This is a genomic window from Maricaulis sp. (genome assembly GCF_017643475.1).
In the GTDB taxonomy this organism is placed as follows: Bacteria; Pseudomonadota; Alphaproteobacteria; order Caulobacterales; family Maricaulaceae; genus Maricaulis.
The window spans coordinates 541,970-567,041 of record NZ_JAEPNI010000002.1; the positions used below are offsets into that span (position 1 = coordinate 541,970).

Consider the following 25,072-nt stretch of genomic DNA (forward strand, 5'->3'; position numbering starts at 1 on the left):
ATGAATTTCCTTTCGGACACCACTGCCCCCGCCCACCCGAAACTGCTTGAAGCCCTGACCGCGGCCAATGCCGGCTTTGCCATGAGTTATGGCGCGGATGAGACCAGCGCCCGTGTGGAAACACGGCTACGGGAAATTTTCGAGACGGACCTCAAAGTGTTGTTCACCGTGTCTGGCACCGCCGCCAATGCGCTGACCCTGGCGACGCTGTGCCCCGGCCACGCTGCGATCCTCTGCCATGACGAGGCGCATATCCACCGGGATGAACGCGGGGCTCCGGAATTCTATACCGGCGGCGCCAAACTGATCCCGCTGCGCGGGGCGCATGCCAAGATCTCGCTGGACGAGCTGGATCGCGCCCTTGGCGAGATCCCGGAAGGCTTTGTCCATACCAGCCCGGTCCGCACCCTCTCCCTCTCCAACCTGACGGAGAGCGGAACCGCATACACCGTCTCCGAGGTAACGGAACGCGCGGGGCGGCTCAAGGAACGCCCGGCCTTCGTTCACATGGACGGCGCGCGTTTTACCAACGCCCTCGTTTCGCTCGGCTGCTCGCCGGCGGAGCTGACCTGGAAGGCCGGTGTCGACGCGCTGTGTTTCGGTGCGACCAAGAATGCGGCCATGGGATCGGAGGCGATCATTCTCTTCCCGTCCGTGATGGACCGGTTTGAAGAGCTGCAAATGCGCCAGAAGCGCGGCGGGCACATGGCGCCGAAAATGCGCTATCTCGCTGCCCAGTTCGAGGCCTGGCTGGCGGATGATCTCTGGCTTGATCTGGCCGCTAGCGCCAATCGCCAGGCCCGCCGGCTCGCCGTTGGCCTGGCCGGGGTCGAGGGCGTAGAGATCCTGCATGATGTCGACGGCAATGAGGTATTCGCCACCCTGCCCACGGCGACGGCGGAAAAGATGCGGACGGCCGGCGTGCAATTCTATCAATGGCCCGATGGCTCCGCGCGCCTGGTCACCAGCTGGTGCACCACGGATGCGGAGATCGCCGGAGCGCTCGCGGCGGCGCGATAGCACTTGTGGCTGCGGAACAAAAGGGGTACACTTTCTGCGTGCAATGGAGAAGGCAATGACTTCAGCGCGTGGAATTCGTTTTGATTTAGCCCTGGTCCGGTTTGACGATTACGGGCGCACACTCATCCTCGACAGAAAAACAGCCGAAGCCCTGCATGGCATGCTCGGCGAAGCAGATGCCATCGCCTGCCAGTCCGGTTGCGGATTGCCGCTCGCATGCGACAGTGCGCTGATCCAGCGACACGAGCTGACGCAGATCGGCACGGAACTTCTGATCAACAATGCGGATTTCGCGGCGATTATCCGCAAGCGAAAGGCCGTGGATGCCAGGACTGTGGTGATTGCGTTCGACGCCTATCGACGCATCGAGCCCGCCTAGCTCGCTTCGGCGTGCTCTTCGTCGGTGGAACGGCGCCAGGGGCCATTGTAACGCGGGTCCTGACGGCGACGGCGATCGGGGCCGAAATAGGTCGTGGCTTTCACAAACCGACGCGGACGCTCGATCAGGGCCGAGATGCGGTGAAACAGGTCGACCGGACGTACCGGCTTGGCCAGGTATTCATTGACGCCCGCATTGATCGCTTCAAGCACCTTGGATTTGTCGGTGTGACCCGTGACCATAATGATCGGCAGATACTTGTTGGCACTGTCCGAAGCCGTTCGGACCAGGCGGGTGAACTCCAGCCCGTTCAGATCGCCCAGCATATAATCGACCAGGGCAAAATCCGGGTTCACATCCCGCATCGTCTCGAAAGCGTCGGCCGCGTCACGCACCTCGACGATCGTGCGTACACCAAAACCCTGAAGAATAGTCCGCAGGATCGTGGACATGTGCGCATTGTCCTCGACGATCAGAACTCGAATTCGGTCAAAACTTCCAGACATGGATCCCGCTGACGCGATGAAAGAATCAGAACGCTTCCCCGAATACTGCCCCAGCGGTCTTAACCAAGTCTTGACCATAGGAGATTGGCTGCGCAGGAGGTGAAGCTTGATGCTCCCCCGCGCAATTCCCCGGCACGTCCGGGTGAAGACGCTTGGTTGAATTGGTCCACGCTTGTCCACCCCCTCCAACGTCATCCCGGCGAAGGCCGGGACCCAGTTCACAAGGCTCGTTCTGGCTCCAGAAAGCACCATCACCTCAAACATCTGCGCCCTTCGAACTGGGCCCTGATCTTCATCGGGGTGACGGTGTTGAGGGGCGTTTGTCACGTCTCAGTCTCGCCGACGCATTTTCCCCCGCGACGCGCCGTCGCGCAGCGGCGGGTCACAGCGCATCGAAATCGTGTTAGTATTCCAATCGTGCCTGAGTTTGACGCGTGTAAACGGAAGGCGAAGCCATGAATATTGCGGAGAAAGCCGTGCGGGACCTGATTGTCCGGGCTCGCGGATATGACGGCAAGGAACAGATCGACGATCTCGAACGCGATCAGGACACCGCAGAAACCGATGCGGTGGAAACCCTGCAGACAGGCCAGACCGATGAAGGGCGCGATGAAATCGAAGCCTGGATTGATGGACTGGACGAGGAGGCCCAGGCCGAACTCGTGGCGCTGTACTGGATCGGTCGGGGCGATTTTGAGGGCCGGGACTTTCCGCGTGTCGTCAATGCCGCTCGCGAGCGACGGACAACGCCGACAGCAGACTATCTGCTCGGTGCGCCGCTGATGGGTGATTATATCGAGATCGGGCTGGACGCAGTGATCGAGGCGGAAGTCTACGACGACGCCTGATCTCTCCCGCCACAGACCAACGCCTCCCGACACAGGCCGGGAGGCGCGGGTGTCGTTTACGCCGGCTGCGCCTTGCGGCTGGCCAGGACGGGCCACAACATCAGGGCCAGGAAACCCAGATTGAAGACGCCATTCATCGGCGCGCCCGCGATCGCGGAACCGGTTGAATCAACGACAAACCAGGTCAGCGCGCCCAGAAGCAGGGCCTTGGACAGGTCGCAGTCCTTTGACAGGGCCAGCATGAACACACCCCAGCCCGTCATCAGGCCACCGGCCACGGCAGCAACCAGCAGGTGAATACTGTCCAGCGCCCCTGGTGACCCATCCAGCGGCCAGAAGGCCAGATCGCCAAACGTTACAAGGACAGGCCGCAGCGGCGGCAGCACGGCCAGCGCAGTCAGAAGACCGGAAATGATCAGCGTCAAGGCCGGCAGGGTGAGTTGTTTCGCTTGCATATTGCTCTCCATCACGATGGCCGGATAGAAGCCCGCTCCGCATCACGGCATCAATTACCCGCGAGGTAATGGATCTCCCTCACCTCCTGCGCTCTACTGGCGTCATGACCCAGACCAGCACGGCGCTCGCCACCAATTCAACCTTCGGCAAACTCCTCAAGGACTGGCGCCAGCGCCGCCGCATGAGCCAGCTCTCGCTGGCCCTGGAGGCCGAGGTCTCGGCCCGCCATATCAGCTTTCTGGAAACCGGCCGGTCCGCGCCCAGCCGCGACATGATCCACCGTCTCGCGGAAGGGCTGGAATTGCCGCTGGAGATCCGCAACAGCTTTTTGGGCAGCGCCGGTTTCAGCCCGGCCTTTCGCGCTTCCGGCTGGGAGAGTGCCGAGCTCGCGCCGCTTCGGACCAGTCTCACCCGCCTGATGGATGCGCACGCCCCCTTCCCGGCCCTCTTGCTGGACAAGCATTTCAACGTGCTTGATGCCAATGCAACGGGAGCGCTGTTCCTGCAGGGCCGCGAACCGGGCGCCGAGACCAATCTGATCGACATCATGCTGTCCGATCCGGCGGCGCGCGCGCCCATCCTCAACTGGGACGAGATGGCTCCGGCCATGCTAACCCGGCTGCAGGCCGAGTCCCGGCATGCAGGGGGAGATCCCGTGCTGGACGAATTTGCCGAACGCCTGGCAGCGCTGATCGAACCGGGCGCGCGCCATCACGTCCCCAACACGCCCTGCCTGACCGTACGTTACGGGCTGGGTGAAGGCGTGGAACTGACCCTGTTCTCGACCGTAATGGAAGTCAGCTCGGCCTTTGACGTGACGATCAGTGATCTGCGGCTGGAACTCTTTTTTCCCGCCGATGACCAGAGCCGCGCCCTTCTCAGTCAGTAGGACTTGATCCCGTGCCAGTTTGCGCAATCTCAGTGACCAAACGGAGACCTGAAATGCTGCGAACCCTCGGCCTTATCCTTGTCGCCCTCAGCCTGGCAGGCTGTACACCCCCCCCGACGGCGCGGCTGGCGGCCGGCACCCCGCTGGAGACCGTCCCTGCCGTTGATGCGGACCGCTATCTCGGCCTGTGGTTCGAGGTCGTACGGGCCGACCATGGGTTCGAGCGCGATTGTGATGGTGTCACCGCCTATTACGAACGGCGCGAAGACGGCGATATCCGCGTCATCAATCGCTGCTGGAAAAACGGTCTTGAAGGTGAATTCGACCTGGCGGAAGGCCGGGCGCGTATCGTCAACACGAACAGCAATGCGGAACTGGAAGTCAGTTTTTTCGGCCCGTTTTTCGGTGATTACTGGATCATCGACCTGGCGGAGGATTATTCCTGGGCTGTCGTGTCTGAGCCGGAAGGTCGCTATCTCTGGATCCTGACCCGTGACCCGCAACCGAGTGATGCCTTCATCGAGGCCCGGCTCGCCGAACTGCGCGCACGCGGTTTCAATACGGATGGGCTCATTCGGCCGGAACAATGGAGTTCGGTTGAAGACATGCCCCGCACGGGGCTGCCGGGCTAGATCGAGCGGCGCCAGACTACTTCAGTGGCCGGGTTACCCCCCAGCGTCTCTTCATGTGCTGCGATGACCTTGCGCAAACGCTGGCCGAGCACTTCAGGCATGACCGGTTTGACCAGATAGCCGTTGGCGCCCGCCATTACGGCTTCCTTGACCACATGGCTCTCCGCATGGCCGGTCAGCAGGACGACAGGAGTCTTGTGATTGGGGTGCGCACGGTTATTACGAATGGCTGTAAGGATCTCGATCCCATCACGACCACCCAGCTCGTAATCCAGCAGAACCGCGTCAAACACCTGGGACTTCAAGGCCGTCAATGCGGTGTCGACATCCATGGCAGAACAGACATTGTCGGCGCCCAGTCCCTCGACAAGACGGACGATCAGGCTGCGGATTGAATCGACATCCTCAACCACCAAAATGTTCAATCCTTGAAGCATTTGCGTCGGCATGGCTTTGCTCACAGGCGTTTGCTACCCGGCCTGTTTACCAAAGGGCATTGAACAATCGCTTAATGAAACGCTAGAATTGCACGAACCTCGCTAACGCGTCTGGCGTTAATCACGGTTTCCAGGCTGGCGCCCAACTTAGAGGCGTTGATGGGCTTGGGCAGGATCGCATTGGCCCCGGCCTCCGCCGCGCCATCCACCAGATAGGGCAAATCCACGGGTGCAAGCAGCAATACCGGCAGATCGGGCGCGTGCGTAAGGCTGTGGTCCCGCAATCCGCGCACCACATCCAGCCCCGAAGCGTGCCCGAGATCATAGTCGATCAACGCCACATATGGACGGCAGGTATTGGCAAGGACCACGGCTTCTTCGCCATCGCCGCTGTCGAATACATCCGCCACGCCAAGCCCGTGCAACAAGGTCTTGATCACACTCCGTACAGCGCGACTATCATCGATCAGCAGGACACTCAGACCTTCCAGGGGGCGGGCATGCGGGCAATCTCCAGATACGCTCCCACATGGTTAAGCGGGCGAATTAACACCGGCCTACTGTCGGCTCATCGATTATGAGCCTCGGCCGATACAACTCTCCAAACGCGCTCTCCTGACACAGCCTTGGCAGCAGCCCCCTAGCCGCTCCCGGCGCGCGTGCGTATATCTCGTGACATGGCCAAGCTTACCGTTGATGACACCCTGACCGCGCCGGAAGACTTCGTGCTCGACACGCTGCCGACCGAGACGCCGGACACCTGGAGCCCGCATCGTCCGGAACGCCCGGAAAAGGCCGAAGGCGGCCTGCGTTTCCAGTGTGTCTCCGAGTTCGAGCCGATGGGCGACCAGCCCGCCGCCATCAAGGAACTCGTGGAAGGCCTCAAGGATGGCGAGCGTGACCAGGTCCTCCTGGGCGCCACCGGCACCGGCAAGACCTTCACCATGGCCAAGATCATCGAGGCCGTGCAGCGCCCGGCCCTCATCCTCGCCCCCAACAAGACCCTCGCCGCCCAGCTGTATGGCGAGTTCAAATCCTTCTTCCCGAACAATGCTGTCGAATATTTCGTTTCGTACTATGACTACTATATGCCCGAGGCCTATGTGCCGCGGACAGATACCTATATCGAGAAGGAATCCAGCATCAACGAGGCCATCGACCGGATGCGCCACGCCGCCACCCGCTCCATCCTGGAGCGTGATGATGTGATCATCGTCGCTTCGGTCTCCTGCATCTACGGCATCGGTTCGGTGGAGACCTATACGGCGATGACGTTCGACGTGAAGCCGGGCGACACGGTGGACCCGCGCGCCGTCATGCGCCAGCTCGTCGACCTGCAATACACGCGCAATGACGCCGCCTTCATCCGCGGCACCTTCCGTCTCAAGGGCGATAATCTGGAAGTCTTCCCCGCCCACTATGACGACCGCGCCTGGCGCATCAATTTCTTCGGCGACGAGGTCGAGGACATCACCGAGTTCGACCCGCTCACCGGCAAGACCCACACCCAGCTGAAAAGCGTGCGTTTCTACGCCAATTCCCACTACGTCACGCCGCGCCCGACGCTCAACCAGGCCATCGTCCAGATCAAGGCCGAGCTGAAGGAACGCCTCGCCTGGATGGAAAAGGAAGGCCAGCTGCTCGAGGCCCAGCGCCTGCAACAACGCACCGAGTTCGACCTGGAAATGCTCGAGGCCACCGGCTCCTGCGCCGGCATCGAGAATTATTCCCGCTATCTCACCGGCCGCAAGCCGGGCGAGCCGCCGCCCACCATGTTCGAATACCTGCCGGAAAACGCCCTCGTCTTTGCCGATGAGAGCCATGTCTCCATCCCCCAGCTCGGGGCGATGTATCGCGGCGACTATAACCGCAAGAAAACCCTGGCCGATCACGGCTTCCGCCTGCCCTCCTGCCTGGACAATCGCCCGCTCAAATTCGAGGAGTGGGAAGCCATGCGCCCGCAGACCGTCGAGGTCTCGGCCACGCCCGGCCCGTGGGAGCTCAACCAGACCGGCGGCGTGTTCACCGAACAGGTCATCCGCCCGACCGGCCTCATCGACCCGCCGGTGGAAGTCCGCCCGGTGGCCAGGGATGGCGCCAGCCAGGTCGATGACGTCATCGACGAGGTCCGCAAGACCACCGAACAGGGTTATCGCACCCTGATCACCACGCTGACCAAGCGCATGGCCGAGGACCTCACCGAATACATGCACGAGCAGGGCCTGAAAGTCCGCTACATGCACTCCGATGTCGACACGGTGGAGCGTATCGAGCTGATCCGCGACCTGCGCCTGGGTGCCTATGACGTGCTGATCGGCATCAACCTCCTGCGCGAGGGTCTCGACATCCCCGAATGCGGCCTCGTCGCCATTCTCGACGCCGACAAGGAAGGTTTCCTGCGTTCCGAAACCTCACTGGTGCAGACCATCGGCCGCGCCGCCCGAAATGCGGACAGCAAGGTCATCCTCTACGCCGACACCATCACCGGCTCCATGCAACGCGCCATGGACGAAACCAGCCGCCGCCGCACCAAGCAGATCGCCTATAACGCGGAACACGGCATCACGCCGAAAACCATCACCCGCGGCATCAGCGACATCCTCGAAGAAGTTATGGAGAGCCAGGCCAAGGGCCGGAATGTTGCCGCGAAGGGGCGTGGGAAGCGCTCAACGGGCAAGCCGGGCGGCATGTCGGATGGAGGTCAGACAGAGCTGGTGGGTGAAAACCTGGCAGCTGTGGTGGCGGATTTGGAAAAGCGGATGCGGGAGGCTGCTGCGGATCTGGAGTTTGAAGAAGCTGCGCGGCTGAGGGATGAGATCAAGACGCTAACGGGGGAGTAGGATGCTCGCCCTCCGGAGCATTTGCGAAGGAGGTCGATCAAAAAGCTGACCGGAGATTAGAGCCTCCCTGGAGTTTTACCGAGTTTGTAGGAACATGGGCTTATCCGCCGCACACGACAAAGCAGGCGTGGGAAACTACATTAATTCGCGTGTCTGGCACACGATCTTGTCACAATACACACTAAGTCCGAGCTCGGCGGGATTACTTCAGTTATATTAAATTTGGAATCCTGATAATCAGATCCAAAGTCTATTCCCCTTCATGATCGCCAACGTATTCTTCGAATATGTAATACTTAAGAGAGTTAGTAGCATCTACGACTGGGTTACCAGAAATCATCACGACATCGCTGCTCATTGCATCGAGAACTTCAGATAATTTCTTCCTCTTCTCAGCCCGCTTCACGACAAAACGCACGATCTTCCCGGTTTCATGCTGCCGCATTTCGCCCCAACCGGTCTCTTTATCGAATTTCTTAAGCGACCCGACCACAATAACCGTCTCGTCCAGGATTTTTGCGTCATCTAGAGTTTCGACGTCCGAAAGCCTAATAGTGCTTGAGTAAGGCGTCTGATCTTCTGCAACTTGAATGTCCAGTGTCTCCGCCGACTTGCGAAGTGGATAACCCATCTCTCGGATTTGTGGTCGAGTCTTTTGGATTAGATCGATCTTCCTGTCTGAAGTTACTTCAGCAAGTACCGGATAGTTTTTAAGGTAGATATCGCGCTTCAGTGAATCCTCGATAGCTGAAATTCGCTCACATAGTCTCTCTTCAAGATTATCGTTCGCAGTGCTTTTGGCTTCCGCAAGCAACTTCAGTAATTCGTCAGTTTGCTTCGCGTTTTGCTGCTGGTTCGATTCAATAATCTGAAGCGCCTTCATCAGTGCGTCATTTTGCGCAGTATCGAATTCGTTGTTGGTGTTCGAAGCGAGAAGTTTAGGTGGAAACACCGATTGTAGACCGAATTGTACCATCGCCTGAATTGGGACCTGTATAACGGTAGCCGCCGCTGTTTTGGCTGCCTCGAACACAAGAATTTCCCAACTTCCCTTTTGTGGGGTTGATATTCGGAAGGTGGAATCCACCTGACTAGGAGTTATTCGCTGAACAATTCGGCCCGTTCTCCGAAAATGGTGCAGTGTATAAATGAAGCGAGCAGCACCATACTGAAACCGAGAGGCTTCATAGAAATCCAATTCGTTTTCCGAAGCTAAAGCTCCTTCAAACCGAAACCGCACATCTGATTCCATAATCGCCCCGCTTCAACTTACCACCCCTGAGGGCAACATTGGGTATTTGCTACCTATTTTGACAATAACTCAACCCCTGACAAAGGCGTACCAGTTCTTCGAGTAACAGCTCGATGCTCATGGTCGGTGCTGACAAAACGAGGGACACGCACCAGATCTGCTCCCCTGATCCAGCACCGACCGAACCACGACAAGCGTCTGTTTTTCCCACGCGTGAAGCCGCGCCTGTCCGCGCAAATCCGACCTAATTCCTATCAAAAATCGCGCTTATTCAGCTCCCCATCTGGAAATAGGACTGCATTCCGTTGAAATTGCATCGGATGAAATCCGCACTCCAAACCTGGGTTACCACCTACCCAGCAGACCGCGCCGCGAACTTGCCCACCAAGCGGGGCTCGGCGTCTAATACAGCCATAATGGAAACGGTGCCCGAAGCGTTGCGCGAACAGCTCGTATACGGCGACCGGTTTACGGTCCAGGGCAGCAATGGCTCTGGAAACTGGGCGGAGATTTCCTGGGTTGCGGTCGTCGACAGCGCGATCAGTACGTCCACGCAGGAAGGGTTCTATCCCACCTATTTGCTAAGTGCTGATGGCAAGCGGCTCGTCCTGTCCATCCAGCAAGGCTCTAACTTGCTTGGGCAGGAGTTGGGCAAACGCCCGGCCATGGCCGAACTGAAACGCCGTGCAGCGATGATGCTCGAGCGCGCGCCAAAATCAGTCGGCCGCTTGAATACCCAAGCTATCAATCTGGGGGCAAAACCTTCACATCGGCATGCCCCGCTATTCGAGGCGGGTCATGTCCTGGGTCGAACTTATGACGCTGCCGACCTGCCAGAAGATAACGAGTTGATCGACGACTTCCGCACGATTGTTCAGGCCCATGTCACAATTGCCGCCAATGGGGGCACGACACCGATTGAGAATATCGTGTCGACGGCGAAGTCGGAGGGGCTGGAGAATGAAGCCCTACCCTATGTGAAGCGATACAATCTGCACCGCGTGGCCGAGCGCAATAATACACATTCAAAGCGCGTGAAGGCACATTACCCTGATGTCTGCATGGGCTGTGATACGGACTATTCCAGTATTTATGGCGACGCCGGCAAAAGCATGCTGGATGCGCATCACCTGACCGCCATTGCAAACCTCGCAGAAGACGAAAAAGCGCGCTTTACGGTGGAGGACTTCGCGGTGCTCTGCCCCAATTGCCATCGCATCATTCACCGCCTTATCGATTCTGGCGATCTCCGCGCGCTTCGCCGTTTGCTGGGCAAGGACTAACGCCCGCACGCGCGATCTCCCCCCCAACTTATCCTCATCCAAAGCGCACAAACTCTCTCATACCTAATTTGAAAGAATCTGCGGAATAACGGGCAGGATTAGTGGTCAATGCTATTGCGGTCTGCATGCGCGGTACGGACGTGCAACGATTAAACGCCCGGAAGAGAACCGATGCCGAACACCAACAACGACGAAAACTACATCATCGATCTATGCGACGAGATCTTGGGTCATACAGCGTCAAGACAGCACCGGTTTGATTTTTTGTTGGGCGATCCGGGAAAGTCCGGCAGGCGCACGAGACTGCCGGTCGACGCGTATTATCAGCAGCTGGAACTTGTTATCGAATACCATGAACGCCAACACACGGAGGCGGTGCCCATCTTCGACCGCCGTCAGACGATCAGTGGAGTAAGCCGCGGCGAACAGCGAAAAATCTATGACCAGCGCCGCCAAAAGGTTCTGCCCATGCACGGCATCACCTGTCTGATTCTTGATGTCGGCGAGTTCGCTCACACGCGTCGGCGACGGCTAACGCGCGACCGAAGCGCGGATTGCGAAATCATAAAAAAGCGGCTCTCTCGGTTTCTGCCTGCCAGCTAGTCTGTGAAGCTGCACCGGTGCCTACGCGGTAAACCCACGCGACCTACCAGCGCCCCAAACTTATCCCCCACCCCACCACCGCGCATAAACTCCCCGCATGCCTGGTTTGAAACATTCAGCGGAAGAGCGGGCGCGGCTTGAGGCGATTGCGATCGAGATGCGCAAGCGGGGTGAGGACATGCAGTCCGTGGTCGAGGCGACGGGGGTGTCGATTGCGACGCTCTATCGCTGGGCGCGGGAGCATCGCTGGCGGGCCGAGGACATGCCGCATGCGCGCAATGGCGGCGGACCGCTGACGGACACGCCGACCGGCCCGACACAGCCCAATGACATGGCCCAGCAGCCCGGCGCGGCGCCCCTGCCATCTGTAACCGACCCGCCTTCCGGCACGGACACATCTCCGACTGCGCCACCCGCTGGTTTCCCGACTGGTGATCCACCCTCGCGCGATGCCGTCGCCTCTGCACGCCAGGCCATGCAGATGACCGCGAATGCCCTGGCTGCCAATAATCTGGCCGAGGCGGAACGCGCCGCCCGGCTGGCACAGCGGCTGATGCGTATTGCCGAACAGGCGCCGGAAGGACTGGGCGCTGATCCCAAGGATGACGACTATCCGCTGGCAGATCCGGTGCTACCGCCCGACATGGGGGCCGAGGAAGCGCTGGAGACGCTGTCGTTCGAGAAATTGCCCATGGCGCTCAAACGGGTCCGCCTTCAAAGGCTCTATCTGATGCAGGGCATGAAACGCCGGGACCCGATCACCGCGTTTACCGCCTGGCAGCTCTACCCACCCAACTGGACCCTCATGCTCGCGGACCGCGTTCTGACGGAATATTACAATGGCGAGGACAAGAATATCGACCGCATCTTCAACCGGGTCTTCGCCCGGGCAGAGAGCCCGGAGCAATACGAGGCGCGGGTCCATGGCATCGTCTACGATCCGGCAGAGATCGGACGCGAGGACGCGGACGCCTATCCGGACGTCTATCACCCACCCAGTCGCGAGATGGTGTTGAGCCGCGCCGGTAAGGACAAGGCGTGAACCGAATGGCCTGTTGGCGACTAGCCCGCTGCGGACTGAAACAGTCTGATTCCCCAGGGACCTACATTGAACACCAACAGGAGAAGCGGAAAGCCGAACACTTCCGTATACCCAACACCGCGGGCTTCCAGGACACCGTGAATATATTTGAGATTGCCAGACTTGTTGGCCAGATCGTTGCGAGAAGCGATCCCGATCAACACCCAGCCGACAAGACCCGCAACGATCAAGGCCATCACCGTGCCCACGACAAGCGTGACTTCTGCATAATGCTGAGCCCGGTCAGACCAGGGTGCCAGCGCAAAACCCATTTCCGTAAAGGCTTCAAAAAACAGCACCGCGATCAAGATAAAAACCGCCGCGTTGAGCGCGCCAAAATATCCGCAGTTAATGGCCTGGTTCATCGCCAGCCTTACGCCACCGACCTTGCTTCTACGAACAATCATCAGGCGCAGCTTCTTCAACGCATAAAGAGCGAGGAAAATTCCAAATGGCACGGCAACGGCCGGTGCACGCGTGACGCCCACCCAATCGGTCGCCATCAGGACCTGTAACGCGCGTTCTAACTCCCCCATACCCTCCCCCAAGGGTTGCTTGCATTAACCTTTAGCAGGTGGAAGCGGTCGGGCGCAATCTGTGGATTTGGAAAATGCGCGGGGTGCCCATCCTCCCCACCGGGGAGGTGGATCCGCCGTAGCCTTGGCGAAGGCGGAGACGGAGGGGCCGGAGCGCGTCAGCGCGGAGGATCGCTCGCTGCGCTCGCCCCCTTCGCCTTCACTGCGTTACGGCACTTCCCCGGCGGGGAAGATAGGCGCGCCATCTAGCCGCCGCGCACTGACCTGATTAAGCTCCCCCGGTCACCAAGGGGAGAGTACATGACCGACACCACAACACCACCCTGCGCCTATATTGTTGCCAATCTCGTCGTCGAGGATCGCGAGCGGTATCGCGAGTACGAGAAGGGATTTTTCGCCATTTTCAGGAAACATGGCGGGGAATTCCTGACCTTTGACGATGCGCCTTTCACCTTTGAGGGGGCGGCGCCGCGCGAGGGGCGGATGATCGTGGCACGGTTTCCCTCCGAAGCGGCTGCGCGGGCCTGGTATGCGGATGCGGACTACCAGGCCATTTCCGAACATCGCCGGGCGGCGACGCGGCTGGAATTCCTGACCCTGGTGCGGGGGCTGGGCTAGCCCGGGAAGAGCTGATAGCCCAGCTCGACAATCTCGCCCTCGACCAGGGCAACACAATTCATGCTTTCCATGCCCTGGACATAACACTGCATCGGATAGTCCCCGCTGCGCCAGGCCTCGTGCTGGTTGGGGCCATCCGCGCCGGACATGAAGGGGAATTCTGCCGTGTCCTGGTAGGGCGGCAGCTCGCTGGTGCGGCTGCGGCCCGGTCCGGCGGTGAGCCAGTCCTCGATGGCGGCCGGCAACTCGGCCGGTTCGGTGACAAAGCCGCTGTCGAAGGAGAGCGTCATGATGTGGTCGGTCACATAATCCGCACGATAGAGCTCATGCCCGCCGGCATCATAGATGGTGCGCGTGATCAGGATCTCGCCCTGCTGGGCACAGCGCGTGGTGCCACGCTGGATCAGCGGCTCGACCCCGTCCGGTTCCCAGCTGGTCGTGATATCCAGGGCGCAAAAGTCCACATCCTCCGCCGGGGCCGGTTCGGCCGCTTCCTCAGACTCGGCTTCGGGCTCTGCAGCGGCTGTCTCGACGGGTTCGGCCGCCGGCTCGGCAACGGGCTCAGGCGTCGGCTCGGCCTCTTCCGCCGTCTGGGGCGTACAAGCCATGAGCGCGAGCGCGGATACTGACAGCAATACGGACCGGATCATCACGTCCCCCTTCGACCTGTGGTTAGATCACCACGGATCCACTCGCCTGTCACGCAAGTTTCGAAACGACGCGGCGCAAGGGCGGGACGCATGCCCTGTCATTCCCTGATTTTCCGCAAGTTGAGGACCGCTAGGGTCAGCCTAGCCCGGTACAGGTTCGGGCAGGGACGACTTTCGAGAACGACATGAAACTCCGGATTTTGACATCATTGGCTGCCGTCGCAGTGCTGGCCGCCTGCCAGAGTGAGCCAACAGTGGAATACGAGATCCAGTCCGTGGACGCGCATCGTTTTGCCGCGATTTTCGAAGCCACCGAAGGCACGCCGACCGCTGATGACTTGCGCGCGGGATATCTTGATGGTGCGGGACGCGGGGTGGAAATTTTCACGCCTCATCGCATTCGCGATGCCCAGCACCTGGCCAGCGTGATCGCGGCCCGGCCGGAACTCTACCGGCGCGGCATCGATGTCTGCCTGCCGCTGGCCGATGATTCCAATGACGAGCTGAACCGCATCTATGCAGGCCTAAAGGAGATCTTCCCGGAAGAAACGCTGCCGGACATTCATGTGGTCTTTGGCGCCGGCAATTCCGGCGGCACGGCCGATGCGGATGCCCAGGTGCTCGGACTGGAAGTGATCTGTGCGATCGAGGACAACGAGGCTGACATCCGCGCCCGCTATCGCCACATGTTTGCGCACGAGACCGTGCATGCCTTCCAGGTCCACAGTCCAGCCGCCACCGAAATCGACCCGCTGATCGCCTACTCCATCCGCGAGGGTTTCCCGGACTATATCGCCTGGCGGGTGACCGGCGTCGCCCCCGATGCCGAGCGGGACAGCTGGGCCCAGGAGAACGCGGACATGCTGTGGCGCCGCTTCAGCGAGGACCGTGCCACGCTCAACGCCGCAATCGCCAATGGCACTCCCTACGCCCAGGCGTCAGACGAGATGCAGATAACGATGCGCAACTGGTACGCCAACTATCGCGCTGCGCCCGAAGGCTGGCCCTATGAAATGGGCTATTGGATGGGGCGCCAGATCGTCACAGCTTACATGGACAACGCGGAAGACGAGGCCGAGGCCATCGCAACCCTGCTCACCTTTGAAGACCCGCTGGAGATCCTGGAACAGAGCGGTCTTGCCGAACTGGCCAGCCAGTCGCCGGAGTAGGCCGGAACCGGATTGGCCTTGCTGCGCGCCCCGCTCTAGATTCGTCTCAAGCGAATCTGGAGGCGGGCATGGAAAACTTCACTCCCTGGAGTGCACTGGCAGGCGGTGCGCTGATTGGCCTGGCGGCGGTGATCCTGATGGGCGCCAATGGCCGCATCGCGGGGATCAGCGGCATTGTCGGCGGGCTGCTGACACGCAGCCAGGGCGATACGGCCTGGCGGCTGTGGTTTGTCGGCGGCATGGTCATCGCCCCCCTACTGGTCACCCTGTCCACCGGCAATGCACCGCCCTTCCTGATGCAGGCCGACTGGTGGGCGGTCATCCTGGGCGGCCTGCTCGTCGGGGTCGGCACGCGGCTTGGCTCCGGCTGCACCTCCGGGCACGGCGTGTGCGGACTGTCGCGCCTGTCCCTGCGTTCCCTCGCAGCCGTGGCCATGTTCATGGGGGCGGGCATGGTGACCGTCACCGTGTTGCGGCTGGCGATGGGAGGCTGAAATGGAACGCAATATTGCAGCCGGCCTCGCCGGTCTCGTCTTTGGTCTCGGCCTGACGGTCTCACAAATGGTCAACCCGGCCAAGGTGCTGGCCTTTCTCGACATTCTCGGAAACTGGGATCCCAGCCTGGTGTTCGTGATGGGCGGCGCCCTGCTGGTCACCGCCGGCGGCTATCGTCTGGCCTGGATGCGGCCCGCACCACTGTTCGAACAGAACTACCAGATCCCGTGTGACAACAGTATCGACCGCAAGCTGGCAGTCGGGGCGGTCATGTTCGGCATGGGATGGGGGCTTGTCGGACTGTGTCCGGGACCGGCCATCGCCGCCCTGACGCTCGGCGGCCCCAAGATCTGGGTCTTCTTCCTCGCCATGCTGGGCGGGATGCTGATCCACCTGAAAACCCCGATCGGGAAATGGGTGGAGGCCTGAGCTTTCAGGCCTCCACAAGCCTCTACTCCGAGCCCGCCATGGTCGCGGTCCGGGTACCCGGGATCGCCATATAGACATCATATCCGGCAATCATGTTGCGCTCGCCCTGGCTCAGGAACCGCCACTCGCGCAAGCGCTCGCGCACGGGACGGAAGTCAATGAGGACGATTTCCTCAACCCCCTGCAGATGGCGCGAGAAGGTCTGATCATCTGCACCCGCCGTGGCGTTCTGACCACCGCCTGCGGACAGGAACCAGCTCACACAGGCCTGCGGAACGTGCTCCATGCCACCGGTGGACAGGCTTTCCCCGGCATTGCAATCCATCCCGAGATTGAACGAGGTGACACCATGCACGGTCGCCCAGTCCTCGATGAAGGTGCCCAGCGAGATGCGCGCGTGACTGTCGATACTGGGACCAGAATGCAAACCACCCCACTTGAACGTCATGCGCGGCCCTGGCTCGCCCGGCGCCGCCAACTCCTGGTTCATCCAGTACCAGTTCGTCTTGACGTAGTTCTCTCGCTCGACATTTGACCAGCTTGTCGGTCCGCCGACCAGGAAGGGGCGATAGATCGCATTGGTGATGCGCAGCGCCTCGGCCGTATCTGCCAGTCCTGAATCTGCGTGACCGGCAAAAGCCGCCTCGAGTGCCTCGTAGAGCGCGGGATCGGCGGCGCCCACGAAATACTGTTCGCCCTCGGCCACCGTTCGCAGCGCATTGACCGCGTCAAGCTGGGCATCTGTCTGCACCCCGGCCTCAAGGCGTCTCAGATGGTATTCCCCGGATAAGATGAATTCCTGGTCCAGACCGGCAATCTGCAATCCGGCCCGATAGGCATCTGCAACGAATTCCTGCTCTTCCTCCATGCTGAGAAAGGCCATCGCGTCACGGAAGACAGGATCCTGCAGCGCGCCCGCCAGGGCATCCGCCCCGTTTGCCTCAAGAAAACTGTTGAGCTCCGCACCCATGATCGGGCCCATTTCCAGCACGGCGTGACTATAACCGTCCGCGGCGGCGAGCTCGAACAGATGTGCGGCTATCTCCGGCACGTCGGCGGTCGCATGGCGCTCACCGATCATGAAGTAATGCGCCGCCTCGATTTCCGAGGCGAGCCATTCGGCCCCCGCCCCGGTGAGTTGTTCGCCATCCCAGGCGATACGGTGGGTATTGGCCTCAATCAGGGCATGAAATTCGGCTTCGCGGTCCTGTGCAGCCACACTTGCCGTCAATCCTGTCGCAGCCGCAATGGCGATGATTGATGTCAGGGTTCTCACGATTTTCTCCAGCTCCACCCAAGCAATAACGAGCTTGGGAGAGTCAGAAATATCCGTCACCGGGGAATGACTTAGCGCCTGCCCCGAGGGACGCGAACGTTTAGCGTCAAATTTTCCTTATTAATTTCGTTAATTTACCGGGAGGGATTTAGCGGCTGGGCAAGACATGTCGGCTTTCATTGTCGACACGGGGCGAATTCACGCTCCGGCTTGCAGAGGGAAACAACATGAACCCAAAGGCACTCCTCCCCCAGGCCCAGGTGGTTGTGTTTGCATCCCAGAAAGGCGGGTCCGGCAAGACGACTGTTTCTGCCCACGTCGCAGTCGAAGCCGAATTGTCCGGCGCCGGACCCGTCGCAATCATCGATACAGACCCCCAGGGCTCGATGGCCAAGTGGTGGAATGCGCGAGAGGCGCATGAACCGGCCTTTGCCCATGTCTCGGTGCCGGACCTGTCGCGCGACATCCAGGCGCTGTCGGATGCCGGCTACAGGCTGATCATCATCGACACACCGCCGGCCGTGACCTCCATGATTTCCGAAGTCGTGACCCATGCTGACCTGGTCATCCTGCCCACGCGCCCAAGCCCGCATGACCTGCGCGCGGTTGGTCCGACCGTGGACATTGTCCAGCACCAGAACAAACCACTGATCTTTGTCGTCAATTCGGCCACGGCACGGGCGCGGATCACCGGCGAGACTGCCATAGCGCTTTCCCAGCACGGAACCGTAGCGCCCGTCACGCTTCATCATCGTGTTGATTTCGCAGCCTCCATGATTGATGGGCGCACCGTGGGTGAAGCCAACCCGTCCGGTCGCTCGGCCAGCGAAGTTGCCCAGCTGTGGGCCTATCTGGACGAACGCCTGACCCGCATGCGGGGCGATCCAAGCGAGTTGATCGATCACCCGAGCAAGACTTTCGAGGACAGCATTCTTTCCCCTGTGCCCAAGGCGTTGTCCAACCTGCAACGTGCCGGGCAGGAAGCTGCAGAGGCGGCGCTGGCGCAGAGTGCCGAGCCCCCGAGCGCAAGCGAAGACACCGCGCCGCCTCCAACCAGTCACCGTTTCGGCGATGTCAGCGGGGATTGGGATGGTGATGAACGCCGGACCGAGGACCGTGGCCCACCGCCGGGCCGGCCCGAACGCCGCCTGGTTGCCCGCCAACCCTTTGGTCGCCGTCTGAACGCATCGGGATAGGATACATGCCGAAATACGCCAGCCTGCATGCGGGATTGCTTGCCCGCAAAGGAGAAGCCCAACCTGCCCCGGTCACCCAGATCGGCGCCGTCTTCCCCGAACATGCCGAAGTGCCCAGGCCGCCGCAGTGCGAGCCTGCCTCCACCGTTCAGTCGCCTCCCCCGCCAGAACGGCAGGCGGCCCCGCAGGTGAGCGAACTGAAATCCCATCCGCGACAGGCGCGCCACAAGACGACGGTTCGCCTGACCGATGAACAGCGACGCCGGGTCCGCCTGGCCTCGGTGCAGCTGGAACGATCGCAGCAAAGTCTTGTCAGCGAGGCCATCGACGATTTCCTCGACCAGCTGTGTGCCCGTGAGCTGCCCAATTGCGCCTGCCTGCGACGGCGGTGACCGGGAACACTCAACCGGACATTCCCCCTCGGCCTTTATACTGCCCTTGTGTTAGTTCAACCTCGAATGCCTCGCGGGGTGCGAGGTTTATTGGGAGACATCAAGAATGAAAAAACTTGTGCTCGGGCTGGCGGCTTCGCTTGCCCTGTCGAGTGCCGCGCTTGCGGATCCGGCCATGTGGCGCGTCAGCGATGCGGACAGCGAGATCTACCTGTTCGGCTCGGTCCATGTGCTCAAACCGACCACCCAGTGGCGTACCGACGCGCTGGACAGCGCGCTCTCCAGTGCCGACGAGATTTATTTCGAACTTCCGATGACCACCGAGGCCCAGGCCGCCAGTCAGGCGCTGATCCCGCAATATGGCCTCAACCAGCCGGGTCAGCCGCTTCGTGGCATGCTGAGCACCGAGGAAAACGAGCAACTCGCCCGCATCGCCACTCAATACGGCCTGCCGCCGGCGCAGCTGGATCCGCTCCAGCCCTGGCTGGTCAGCATCTCGCTGTCGATGATGGCGCTACAGGGCCAGGGATATGACCCGATGTCCGGTGTTGAGCCGACGCTGGCCGGCGAGACCGATGACAGCCGCGAGCGCTATTTCGAGACCTATGCCGATCAGTTTGGCTTCTTTGCAGGTCTGTCCCAGGACATCCAGGTCGACTTCCTGCGCGTCACGATGGAACAGATGGAAGAAAACCCCACCGCCCTGGACGAGCTGGTTGATGCCTGGGAAGCCGGTGATGTCAGTGCCCTGGACCAGATCTTCCATGACGGCATGCGCGAGACGGACCAGGAGGTCTATGACGTCCTCATCCTCAACCGCAATGTGAACTGGGCAGACCAGATCGAGACCCTGATGGCCGGCTCCGGCAGTGCGGTCATCGTCGTGGGCGCCGGTCACCTGGTCGGTGAGAATGGCGTGCCGAACATGCTGACCCAGCGCGGCTATTCGGTCGAACGCGTCCAGTAGTACACAGCTGAATGAAAAAGAGCCCGGGTGCTAAAGCGTCCGGGCTTTTTTGTGTCTGAAATCCCGGGATCAGTGCAGGGGACCGGATGCCGAAGCCGCAAGCCTCGCCGCGATAATGTCCTCGATCAGTTCCAGACGGGACTCGATTGTCTGGGCCGTCAACAGGACCTGGCGTTCCCCGCCAGAGAACGGCCCTTTCATTGTCAGCTGATTGACCAGGGTCGAGATGGGCGCAGCCTCCAGGCTGGTCCGATCGATGGACAGGCCCTCGGTCTGTAACCAGGTCAGCAGAAGGTGCAGGAAGGCCTCCCGATCGACATGCGGTTCATGATGATCACGCAAATCTTCCTTGAAACCGGCATAGTCTGCGCTGGCCACGCGATAAGGCTTGATCGCGCCCAGCTCTGCACCGAGCGCGAACCGGGTCAGACCGTGCAGTGCAATCAGGTAACGCCCGTCGGCCGTCTCCTCGAAGGCGGTAATCTCGCCGACACAGCCAATCGGCGCCAGGCCTGGACGTTCGAAACTCCCGCCGGGACGTGTCTGGATAATGCCCAGGAAACCTCCCGAACGGCGCACATCATCAATCATGTTGAGATAGCGCGGCTCAAACACGTTCAGATGCAGCGTTTCTCCCGGAAGGAGAACAACCCCGGCCAGAGGGAAGAGCGGCAGATCCGCAGGTATCAGGCGCGTTTCAGTCACGGCGGAACCATAGGGATCTGATTTCGACCCGCCAAGCACACCCATCAAATTCAATGTATTATAAAGTATGTTGCCCGGAATGGTTGCATTCGCAGATCCGCATCACGCGGCATGCGTGTCTTGGCGGATATCGGCGCAGGCCGGCGTTACGAAATCGCAGTGCCACTCAGCCACAACAGGCGAATCACCCGTGCTACACCCGGACATCGCGCGACTGGTAGCCAGCGTTCGGACCCCCGTCGACAATGCTGACCTCGGCCCGAGCCAACCATCGATCATAGTCCAGCCGGAAGGGTGTGTAGGAGGTCTGAGCCACGACAGTGACACCGTTGCGACTGACTGTGGCACGCGTGATCGCACCGACAGCCTCGCCGGCAAAAACACCCCTTCGTTTCATTTCCTGGAAATTCAGGTCGGCGTCCCGGCCGAGCTTGCCATCAACAGCTTGATCGAGGTCGACCAGACCCAGCAGGGGATAGGTCATCGTCGCCGCTGAACTCATGGCTCGCAACACAAGCGTGTCGTTGACCAGCTCCAGCAATCCGCACGGAAAGGGACTGTTGCGGACACTAAACGTCAGCGCGCGGTTGATCTGGAAGCTGGGTGCGCGGTGCGAGCGCTCCCGGAGCTCATCCTGGACATGCCTGGGCGGTTCCGCCACCCCGCGTTCCCAGTGTCACAAGATCATCACATTGGGTCGCAGGACGCGGTTAAAAACACGCTAAATATTCCAATTATTATATTATTTTCAACTATTTAGAAATGGCATACTATTAGCACCACTAGTTTTGCCGCAATCCCATAATGTCCGCCTTGCCCAGTTCGATACCCACGCTGCGCAAGATCGCATAGGCGGTCGAGGCGTGGAAAAGCGCATTGGTCAGGATGAAGTTCTGAAGATAGGCCTGACGCGACAGGGTCATTGTCCGATCCTTGCCGGCGGGAAAGGTGATGTCCGCGGACGGATCAGCCGAGATGGCACCCTCATCCAGCGCCCAAACGGCAGCGCGCGCCTTGTCGATGCGCGCCCGCAAATCGGACAGGCTCGTCTCCTCATCCGGCAGGGATACCGGGTCCACACCGGCCAGGCGCGACAGGCCGCGGACGGTGAAATCACTGACCAGCTGCACCTGACGGATCAAGGGCAGCATGTCCGGCGACAATCGCCAATTGACCAGCACAGCCTCATCCACACCCGCCGTCTCGGCATGTGTTGTGGCCTTTTCAAGGATGATATCCAGCGCCCGGTAAACCTGGTCGAGCTGGGTGCGGGCGATGGCTGAAAGCGTGATGGACATTCGGGTCTCCTCCGGGAATGTCACCCACAAGTGGTCACGCCGCGCTCGAAGCGCAACTCATCTCACTGCATCAAGGATCTGAAAACTGTCAGCGTGCGCCGGCGACCGCGGCCTGTTTGGCGGCAGCGGCCGCATCCGGGAGGACCATGGTGGCTTCAACGGTATTGCCGATGCCGACATAGTTCACATTGGCGAACCCGAGCGCCTTGGACAGTTTGATCAGCTTGCCACGGATACCGCCGCGGGTCGGATTGGCCATTTCCGCGGTATCCGCGTCAATGCCCTCGCCATCATCCTGGATCAGCAGGGACATCAGGCGGCGGCCGCGCTGATAGCGGATCTTCACCATGCGGCCCTCGTAAAGACGTTCACTCATGCGCTTGGCGAGTTTCTGGTTCCACTTGCCCTCGGCCAGGCCCTGGGCCTTTTCCTCGGCGGTGAATTCCAGGTTCCCGTGCTCGATCGCGGCCGCAAAAATACAATACAGGCCAACCGCCGTCTGGCAGGGTTTCGGTGTTACGCTGGAGAGAAACACAGCCAGTTCCTGGGCTTCAGCCAGGGTCTGGATCTGGAACTCCGCATCACCGATCACACGCGCAGCGCCTGTGGTCTCGATCTTGGCCCGCGCCATGGCGAGCTGCTGGTCGCGGAACGCGCTGAGCCCGGCAATGGCATTGGACAGCGAGCCGGCATCAATATCAGCGGGCAGATAGATATCCGCACGGGCCGTCTGCTTGCCACCGGCAGTGACCAGGATCGATCGCTGGCCGGGCGCCGCATTGGACTTGGCCTGGGAAATATAGGCGGAGTGGGCGTCATCGGCGACGATGATTGCAACCGGACCATCCTGGTCCATGGTCGGGCCCATATACACCGTCATGTCCAGGCCCTTGGCGAGGGCGCGGGACAGGATGCGCGTACGATTACTGTCAGCCGTGCAAAGCCAGAGACGTTCTGGAACCTTACCGATCGGGGCGACTGCCATGTTATCTCCACAGGCGAGCTATCGGAACGTCCGATACCGGTACGCGAATATCCACGGAACACATTAACAATAACTATCCTGTCGTCATGCTGTCAGGGGGGCTGTCGTATTCAAGCTGCGTTTCCCGGGCGACCTTCTGGAGTTTGACAGCATGTACACGCTTTACACCCATCCGTTTTCCCAACACGGCCGACGCGTCGTGGCGCTGATGGACATGGCCGATATCCCGTATGAACAGCGAATTGTCGCGCTGGATGAGGCCGAACACCTCTCCCCGCAATTCCTCAAGCTGAACCCGAACCACCAGGTGCCGGTACTCAGGGACGGTGACATGATGATGTGGGAAAGCGGCGCGATCCTGCGCTGGCTGTGTTTCCGGCACCGGCTGGACAATTTCTATCCGACCGATTTCGTTCAGCGCGCCGCCACCGACCAGTGGCTCGACTGGACCACTGCGCTTTTCGGACCGGCAGTGTCGTCGGTCGTGTTCAACACGGTTTTTGCCGGTGACATGAAAGACGAGACGGCGCTGGCGGGCGGCAGAAAATCGCTCAGGGAATTTCTGCCCATCCTGGCCGAACGCCTGGAGGACAATGACTGGCTGTCCGGTGGTTCACACCCGAGCATTGCCGATCTGGCTGCGGGCACGAATATCGCTCACCTGGCGCTGGCCGATGCCGAGCCGGAACAATCCTCCATCCGCGGCTGGCATGCCCGGCTATGCGGGTTTGACGGTTTCCGCAAATGCCTGCCGCCGCAAATGGCTCACGCCTGATCGCCAGCAACCCAGTCGGCCATGCGATCGATCGCCTCGATGACATTCGGGGCGATTTTTCGCAGGCCGTCCCGGTCCAGCGCCAATCCGCTGGCCGCCGCCTCCAGGGCCGGGCCGCCATCAAAATCGACAAAGGCGAGGCGCAGGGAGAGCTCGCTTTCCGGACGCCCGAAGGCAATGCCGGGCAGTGTCGCCACGCCGGTATCATCGAGCATGCGGGCGCACAGGGTGCGGCTGTCGGTGATACCGCGTGCGGCAAGCTTGTCGCGCAGGCGTTCGAAATTGGGGAAGGCGTAAAACCCGCCGCGAATGGCATTGAGCTCGGCCCCGGCACCGGTCAGGCGCGTGCTGACATAATCGGCCAGCGCCGCCAGCACGGTTCGCGAGCCCGCCAGATAGGCCTCGATATCCTCGCCACCGTCAAACGCAACACAGGCCGCGTGCTGGATGGGTGCGGAGACGGAAGTATAGGTCTCGCTCGCGGCGCTCGCCATCGCCTGCCGCAACCAGGCCAGTGATTTCGGAAAGGCAAAAAAGCCGAGCCGCCATCCCCCTGCCCCGGCCCATTTGGACAGGCCGTCGGAAATGATCGTGCCACCGCGATAATGTCGCGCCATCGAGGCGTGTTGTCCGTCAAACTGGACGCCACCATAAATCTCGTCAGACAGCACCAGGACACGATGATCCCGGGCCACGCCGGCGATCTCGTTGAGCGCTTCGGGGGCGTAGGCGGAGCCAGTCGGATTTCCCGGCGAGTTGATGATCATCAGGCGCGGGCGTGCGGGATCATCACTGCAGAGCTCACGCAAGGCCCCACCTGTTACACCCAGCCCGTTCTCGATCTCGGTCGGGAGCCAGGTAATCGGACGGCCGAGGATATGCGCCTGCGGGGCGTAGGACACCCAGCTGGGCGTCGGGATGACCAGATCACCGTAATAGGCCATCTGGACCAGGAACATCAGCTCCTTGGTGCCCGGCCCGACAAGAATGTCCTCGGGGTCGAAATTGAGGTCCTGGGTGCGTTTGAGATAGCCGCAGATCGAGGCCCGCAGCTTGTGCAGGCCCTGGACCGGCAGATAGTCCTTCTGGTGGGCATTGTCTGCCAGCGCCTGGCGCAGGCGTTCCGGCACCGGAAAGGGCGATTGCCCCAGCCCCAGCCGAAAGACCTCCCGCCCCTCGGCCTGGAGCGCTGCAGATCGTTCATTGATCTCCAGCGTTGCAGACAAGGGAAGCCCGCGCAGATTGATGTTCAGCTGGACAGCGGGTGAGAGCTCTAGCGGTTCGGGAGGTGTCTGGGTCATTCCAGCATATTTACCGGGAATCACGGGTCCGACCAGATGAATTCGAACGGTGAC

General features: G+C 60.8%; 29 protein-coding genes and 1 pseudogene. 17 read left to right on the top strand and 13 right to left on the bottom strand.

Features of this window, described 5'->3' with window-relative positions:
• Both JJ889_RS09995 and JJ889_RS10000 read left to right on the top strand, forming a co-directional pair.
• Window positions 1–1,020: a low specificity L-threonine aldolase gene (locus JJ889_RS09995; RefSeq protein ID WP_291894567.1), complete on the top strand. Its 1,020-nt coding sequence runs from the start codon at window positions 1–3 to the stop codon at window positions 1,018–1,020.
• Between the two features lie 55 nt (window positions 1,021–1,075).
• Window positions 1,076–1,399 carry a hypothetical protein gene (locus JJ889_RS10000; protein WP_291894569.1) on the top strand — a complete coding sequence of 108 codons (324 nt, stop codon included), beginning with the start codon at window positions 1,076–1,078 and terminating at the stop codon, window positions 1,397–1,399.
• Here JJ889_RS10000 and JJ889_RS10005 read toward each other — a convergent pair.
• A complete protein-coding gene (locus tag JJ889_RS10005) occupies window positions 1,396–1,905 on the bottom strand; it encodes a response regulator (protein WP_291894572.1) in 510 nt (169 codons plus the stop codon). The genes JJ889_RS10000 and JJ889_RS10005 overlap by 4 nt on opposite strands.
• A 476-nt stretch (window positions 1,906–2,381) precedes the next feature.
• Between JJ889_RS10005 and JJ889_RS10010 the strand changes: the two genes are divergently transcribed.
• Window positions 2,382–2,753 (top strand): DUF3775 domain-containing protein, encoded by a 372-nt coding sequence (locus tag JJ889_RS10010; RefSeq protein WP_291894576.1) that lies wholly within the window; start codon window positions 2,382–2,384, stop codon window positions 2,751–2,753.
• Between the two features lie 56 nt (window positions 2,754–2,809).
• Here JJ889_RS10010 and JJ889_RS10015 read toward each other — a convergent pair whose 3' ends face one another.
• A complete protein-coding gene (locus JJ889_RS10015; RefSeq protein WP_291894579.1) occupies window positions 2,810–3,208 on the bottom strand; it encodes a hypothetical protein in 399 nt (132 codons plus the stop codon).
• A 104-nt stretch (window positions 3,209–3,312) separates the two neighbouring features.
• Between JJ889_RS10015 and JJ889_RS10020 the strand changes: the two genes are divergently transcribed.
• Window positions 3,313–4,098, top strand: coding sequence for a helix-turn-helix transcriptional regulator (locus JJ889_RS10020; RefSeq protein WP_291894582.1), 786 nt, complete (start codon window positions 3,313–3,315; stop codon window positions 4,096–4,098).
• A 53-nt stretch (window positions 4,099–4,151) separates the two neighbouring features.
• The gene (locus tag JJ889_RS10025; RefSeq protein ID WP_291894585.1) at window positions 4,152–4,730 is read left to right on the top strand and encodes a lipocalin family protein; all 579 of its coding nucleotides are present in this window, start codon (window positions 4,152–4,154) and stop codon (window positions 4,728–4,730) included.
• On the opposite strand, the gene JJ889_RS10030 is transcribed toward JJ889_RS10025, so the two are convergent.
• Window positions 4,727–5,179: a response regulator gene (locus JJ889_RS10030; RefSeq protein WP_291894587.1), complete on the bottom strand. Its 453-nt coding sequence runs from the start codon at window positions 5,177–5,179 to the stop codon at window positions 4,727–4,729. The two genes, JJ889_RS10025 and JJ889_RS10030, sit on opposite strands and share 4 nt — an antisense overlap.
• Before the next feature lie 59 nt (window positions 5,180–5,238).
• Window positions 5,239–5,658 (bottom strand): response regulator, encoded by a 420-nt coding sequence (locus JJ889_RS10035; RefSeq protein WP_366940093.1) that lies wholly within the window; start codon window positions 5,656–5,658, stop codon window positions 5,239–5,241.
• Between the two features lie 186 nt (window positions 5,659–5,844).
• Here JJ889_RS10035 and uvrB point away from each other — a divergent pair, with 186 nt between their 5' ends.
• A complete protein-coding gene (gene uvrB / locus JJ889_RS10040; protein WP_291894589.1) occupies window positions 5,845–8,007 on the top strand; it encodes an excinuclease ABC subunit UvrB in 2,163 nt (720 codons plus the stop codon).
• Between the two features lie 250 nt (window positions 8,008–8,257).
• Here uvrB and JJ889_RS10045 read toward each other — a convergent pair whose 3' ends face one another.
• Complete coding sequence (locus tag JJ889_RS10045; protein WP_291894591.1) at window positions 8,258–9,259, bottom strand: hypothetical protein; 1,002 nt, start codon at window positions 9,257–9,259, stop codon at window positions 8,258–8,260.
• A 320-nt stretch (window positions 9,260–9,579) separates the two neighbouring features.
• Here JJ889_RS10045 and JJ889_RS10050 point away from each other — a divergent pair, with 320 nt between their 5' ends.
• The 3 genes from JJ889_RS10050 to JJ889_RS10060 all read left to right on the top strand — a co-directional run bounded on the left by JJ889_RS10050 (window position 9,580) and on the right by JJ889_RS10060 (window position 12,187).
• A complete protein-coding gene (locus tag JJ889_RS10050; RefSeq protein ID WP_291894593.1) occupies window positions 9,580–10,542 on the top strand; it encodes a DUF3578 domain-containing protein in 963 nt (320 codons plus the stop codon).
• 171 nt (window positions 10,543–10,713) lie between these two features.
• Window positions 10,714–11,145, top strand: coding sequence for a hypothetical protein (locus tag JJ889_RS10055; RefSeq protein WP_291894595.1), 432 nt, complete (start codon window positions 10,714–10,716; stop codon window positions 11,143–11,145).
• A 97-nt stretch (window positions 11,146–11,242) separates the two neighbouring features.
• Window positions 11,243–12,187, top strand: coding sequence for a hypothetical protein (locus JJ889_RS10060; RefSeq protein ID WP_291894598.1), 945 nt, complete (start codon window positions 11,243–11,245; stop codon window positions 12,185–12,187).
• 20 nt (window positions 12,188–12,207) lie between these two features.
• Here the strand turns inward: JJ889_RS10060 and JJ889_RS10065 are convergent, their stop codons facing one another.
• Window positions 12,208–12,774, bottom strand: a complete 567-nt coding sequence (locus tag JJ889_RS10065; protein ID WP_291894600.1) for a hypothetical protein — start codon at window positions 12,772–12,774, stop codon at window positions 12,208–12,210.
• A 288-nt stretch (window positions 12,775–13,062) separates the two neighbouring features.
• On the opposite strand from JJ889_RS10065, the gene JJ889_RS10070 reads away from it, so the two are divergent.
• On the top strand, window positions 13,063–13,380 hold the full coding sequence (locus tag JJ889_RS10070; RefSeq protein WP_291894602.1) for a DUF1330 domain-containing protein: 318 nt from the start codon (window positions 13,063–13,065) through the stop codon (window positions 13,378–13,380).
• On the opposite strand, the gene JJ889_RS10075 is transcribed toward JJ889_RS10070, so the two are convergent.
• Window positions 13,377–14,030, bottom strand: coding sequence for a hypothetical protein (locus JJ889_RS10075; protein ID WP_291894603.1), 654 nt, complete (start codon window positions 14,028–14,030; stop codon window positions 13,377–13,379). The two genes, JJ889_RS10070 and JJ889_RS10075, sit on opposite strands and share 4 nt — an antisense overlap.
• A 185-nt stretch (window positions 14,031–14,215) precedes the next feature.
• Between JJ889_RS10075 and JJ889_RS10080 the strand changes: the two genes are divergently transcribed.
• The 3 genes from JJ889_RS10080 (at window position 14,216) to JJ889_RS10090 (ending at window position 16,123) form a co-directional block, all read left to right on the top strand.
• Window positions 14,216–15,199 (top strand): DUF2268 domain-containing putative Zn-dependent protease, encoded by a 984-nt coding sequence (locus tag JJ889_RS10080; RefSeq protein ID WP_291894605.1) that lies wholly within the window; start codon window positions 14,216–14,218, stop codon window positions 15,197–15,199.
• A gap of 68 nt (window positions 15,200–15,267) precedes the next feature.
• Window positions 15,268–15,693: a YeeE/YedE family protein gene (locus tag JJ889_RS10085; protein WP_291894607.1), complete on the top strand. Its 426-nt coding sequence runs from the start codon at window positions 15,268–15,270 to the stop codon at window positions 15,691–15,693.
• Between the two features lies 1 nt (window position 15,694).
• On the top strand, window positions 15,695–16,123 hold the full coding sequence (locus tag JJ889_RS10090) for a DUF6691 family protein (RefSeq protein ID WP_291894609.1): 429 nt from the start codon (window positions 15,695–15,697) through the stop codon (window positions 16,121–16,123).
• 22 nt (window positions 16,124–16,145) lie between these two features.
• On the opposite strand, the gene JJ889_RS10095 is transcribed toward JJ889_RS10090, so the two are convergent.
• Entirely contained in the window at window positions 16,146–17,399 is a 1,254-nt protein-coding gene (locus JJ889_RS10095) for a hypothetical protein (RefSeq protein WP_291894611.1), read from the bottom strand.
• A 227-nt stretch (window positions 17,400–17,626) separates the two neighbouring features.
• Here JJ889_RS10095 and JJ889_RS10100 point away from each other — a divergent pair.
• From JJ889_RS10100 to JJ889_RS10110, 3 genes and pseudogenes are all read left to right on the top strand, one after another.
• Window positions 17,627–18,265, top strand: a pseudogene (locus tag JJ889_RS10100) (ParA family protein); the annotation flags it as partial.
• Between the two features lie 335 nt (window positions 18,266–18,600).
• Window positions 18,601–18,987, top strand: coding sequence for a hypothetical protein (locus tag JJ889_RS10105; protein WP_291894615.1), 387 nt, complete (start codon window positions 18,601–18,603; stop codon window positions 18,985–18,987).
• Window positions 18,988–19,093: 106 nt separating this feature from the next.
• A complete protein-coding gene (locus JJ889_RS10110; RefSeq protein WP_291894616.1) occupies window positions 19,094–19,954 on the top strand; it encodes a TraB/GumN family protein in 861 nt (286 codons plus the stop codon).
• A 69-nt stretch (window positions 19,955–20,023) separates the two neighbouring features.
• On the opposite strand, the gene JJ889_RS10115 is transcribed toward JJ889_RS10110, so the two are convergent.
• The 4 genes from JJ889_RS10115 to JJ889_RS10130 all read right to left on the bottom strand — a co-directional run bounded on the left by JJ889_RS10115 (window position 20,024) and on the right by JJ889_RS10130 (window position 22,942).
• Window positions 20,024–20,659: an LON peptidase substrate-binding domain-containing protein gene (locus JJ889_RS10115; RefSeq protein WP_291894618.1), complete on the bottom strand. Its 636-nt coding sequence runs from the start codon at window positions 20,657–20,659 to the stop codon at window positions 20,024–20,026.
• 193 nt (window positions 20,660–20,852) lie between these two features.
• Window positions 20,853–21,320, bottom strand: a complete 468-nt coding sequence (locus JJ889_RS10120) for a hypothetical protein (RefSeq protein WP_291894620.1) — start codon at window positions 21,318–21,320, stop codon at window positions 20,853–20,855.
• Between the two features lie 121 nt (window positions 21,321–21,441).
• Complete coding sequence (locus tag JJ889_RS10125; protein ID WP_291894622.1) at window positions 21,442–21,957, bottom strand: DUF1993 family protein; 516 nt, start codon at window positions 21,955–21,957, stop codon at window positions 21,442–21,444.
• An 88-nt stretch (window positions 21,958–22,045) separates the two neighbouring features.
• Window positions 22,046–22,942, bottom strand: a complete 897-nt coding sequence (locus JJ889_RS10130; RefSeq protein WP_291894624.1) for a hypothetical protein — start codon at window positions 22,940–22,942, stop codon at window positions 22,046–22,048.
• 151 nt (window positions 22,943–23,093) lie between these two features.
• Between JJ889_RS10130 and JJ889_RS10135 the strand changes: the two genes are divergently transcribed.
• Window positions 23,094–23,717, top strand: a complete 624-nt coding sequence (locus JJ889_RS10135) for a glutathione S-transferase family protein (RefSeq protein ID WP_291894626.1) — start codon at window positions 23,094–23,096, stop codon at window positions 23,715–23,717.
• Here JJ889_RS10135 and JJ889_RS10140 read toward each other — a convergent pair.
• Window positions 23,708–25,018, bottom strand: a complete 1,311-nt coding sequence (locus JJ889_RS10140) for an aminotransferase class I/II-fold pyridoxal phosphate-dependent enzyme (RefSeq protein WP_291894629.1) — start codon at window positions 25,016–25,018, stop codon at window positions 23,708–23,710. The two genes, JJ889_RS10135 and JJ889_RS10140, sit on opposite strands and share 10 nt — an antisense overlap.
• Window positions 25,019–25,072: the final 54 nt, after the last annotated feature.

Bases quoted from the DNA above. Each gene is read 5' to 3' on its own strand.
- JJ889_RS09995 (WP_291894567.1), top strand. From the start codon at position 1: ATGAATTTCCTTTCGGACACCACTGCCCCCGCCCACCCGAAACTGCTT.
- JJ889_RS10000 (WP_291894569.1), top strand. From the start codon at position 1,076: ATGACTTCAGCGCGTGGAATTCGTTTTGATTTAGCCCTGGTCCGGTTT.
- JJ889_RS10005 (WP_291894572.1), bottom strand. From the start codon at position 1,905: ATGTCTGGAAGTTTTGACCGAATTCGAGTTCTGATCGTCGAGGACAAT.
- JJ889_RS10015 (WP_291894579.1), bottom strand. From the start codon at position 3,208: ATGCAAGCGAAACAACTCACCCTGCCGGCCTTGACGCTGATCATTTCC.
- JJ889_RS10020 (WP_291894582.1), top strand. From the start codon at position 3,313: ATGACCCAGACCAGCACGGCGCTCGCCACCAATTCAACCTTCGGCAAA.
- JJ889_RS10025 (WP_291894585.1), top strand. From the start codon at position 4,152: ATGCTGCGAACCCTCGGCCTTATCCTTGTCGCCCTCAGCCTGGCAGGC.
- JJ889_RS10030 (WP_291894587.1), bottom strand. From the start codon at position 5,179: ATGCCGACGCAAATGCTTCAAGGATTGAACATTTTGGTGGTTGAGGAT.
- uvrB (WP_291894589.1), top strand. From the start codon at position 5,845: ATGGCCAAGCTTACCGTTGATGACACCCTGACCGCGCCGGAAGACTTC.
- JJ889_RS10045 (WP_291894591.1), bottom strand. From the start codon at position 9,259: ATGGAATCAGATGTGCGGTTTCGGTTTGAAGGAGCTTTAGCTTCGGAA.
- JJ889_RS10050 (WP_291894593.1), top strand. From the start codon at position 9,580: ATGAAATCCGCACTCCAAACCTGGGTTACCACCTACCCAGCAGACCGC.
- JJ889_RS10055 (WP_291894595.1), top strand. From the start codon at position 10,714: ATGCCGAACACCAACAACGACGAAAACTACATCATCGATCTATGCGAC.
- JJ889_RS10060 (WP_291894598.1), top strand. From the start codon at position 11,243: ATGCCTGGTTTGAAACATTCAGCGGAAGAGCGGGCGCGGCTTGAGGCG.
- JJ889_RS10070 (WP_291894602.1), top strand. From the start codon at position 13,063: ATGACCGACACCACAACACCACCCTGCGCCTATATTGTTGCCAATCTC.
- JJ889_RS10075 (WP_291894603.1), bottom strand. From the start codon at position 14,030: ATGATCCGGTCCGTATTGCTGTCAGTATCCGCGCTCGCGCTCATGGCT.
- JJ889_RS10080 (WP_291894605.1), top strand. From the start codon at position 14,216: ATGAAACTCCGGATTTTGACATCATTGGCTGCCGTCGCAGTGCTGGCC.
- JJ889_RS10085 (WP_291894607.1), top strand. From the start codon at position 15,268: ATGGAAAACTTCACTCCCTGGAGTGCACTGGCAGGCGGTGCGCTGATT.
- JJ889_RS10090 (WP_291894609.1), top strand. From the start codon at position 15,695: ATGGAACGCAATATTGCAGCCGGCCTCGCCGGTCTCGTCTTTGGTCTC.
- JJ889_RS10105 (WP_291894615.1), top strand. From the start codon at position 18,601: ATGCCGAAATACGCCAGCCTGCATGCGGGATTGCTTGCCCGCAAAGGA.
- JJ889_RS10110 (WP_291894616.1), top strand. From the start codon at position 19,094: ATGAAAAAACTTGTGCTCGGGCTGGCGGCTTCGCTTGCCCTGTCGAGT.
- JJ889_RS10125 (WP_291894622.1), bottom strand. From the start codon at position 21,957: ATGTCCATCACGCTTTCAGCCATCGCCCGCACCCAGCTCGACCAGGTT.
- JJ889_RS10130 (WP_291894624.1), bottom strand. From the start codon at position 22,942: ATGGCAGTCGCCCCGATCGGTAAGGTTCCAGAACGTCTCTGGCTTTGC.
- JJ889_RS10135 (WP_291894626.1), top strand. From the start codon at position 23,094: ATGTACACGCTTTACACCCATCCGTTTTCCCAACACGGCCGACGCGTC.
- JJ889_RS10140 (WP_291894629.1), bottom strand. From the start codon at position 25,018: ATGACCCAGACACCTCCCGAACCGCTAGAGCTCTCACCCGCTGTCCAG.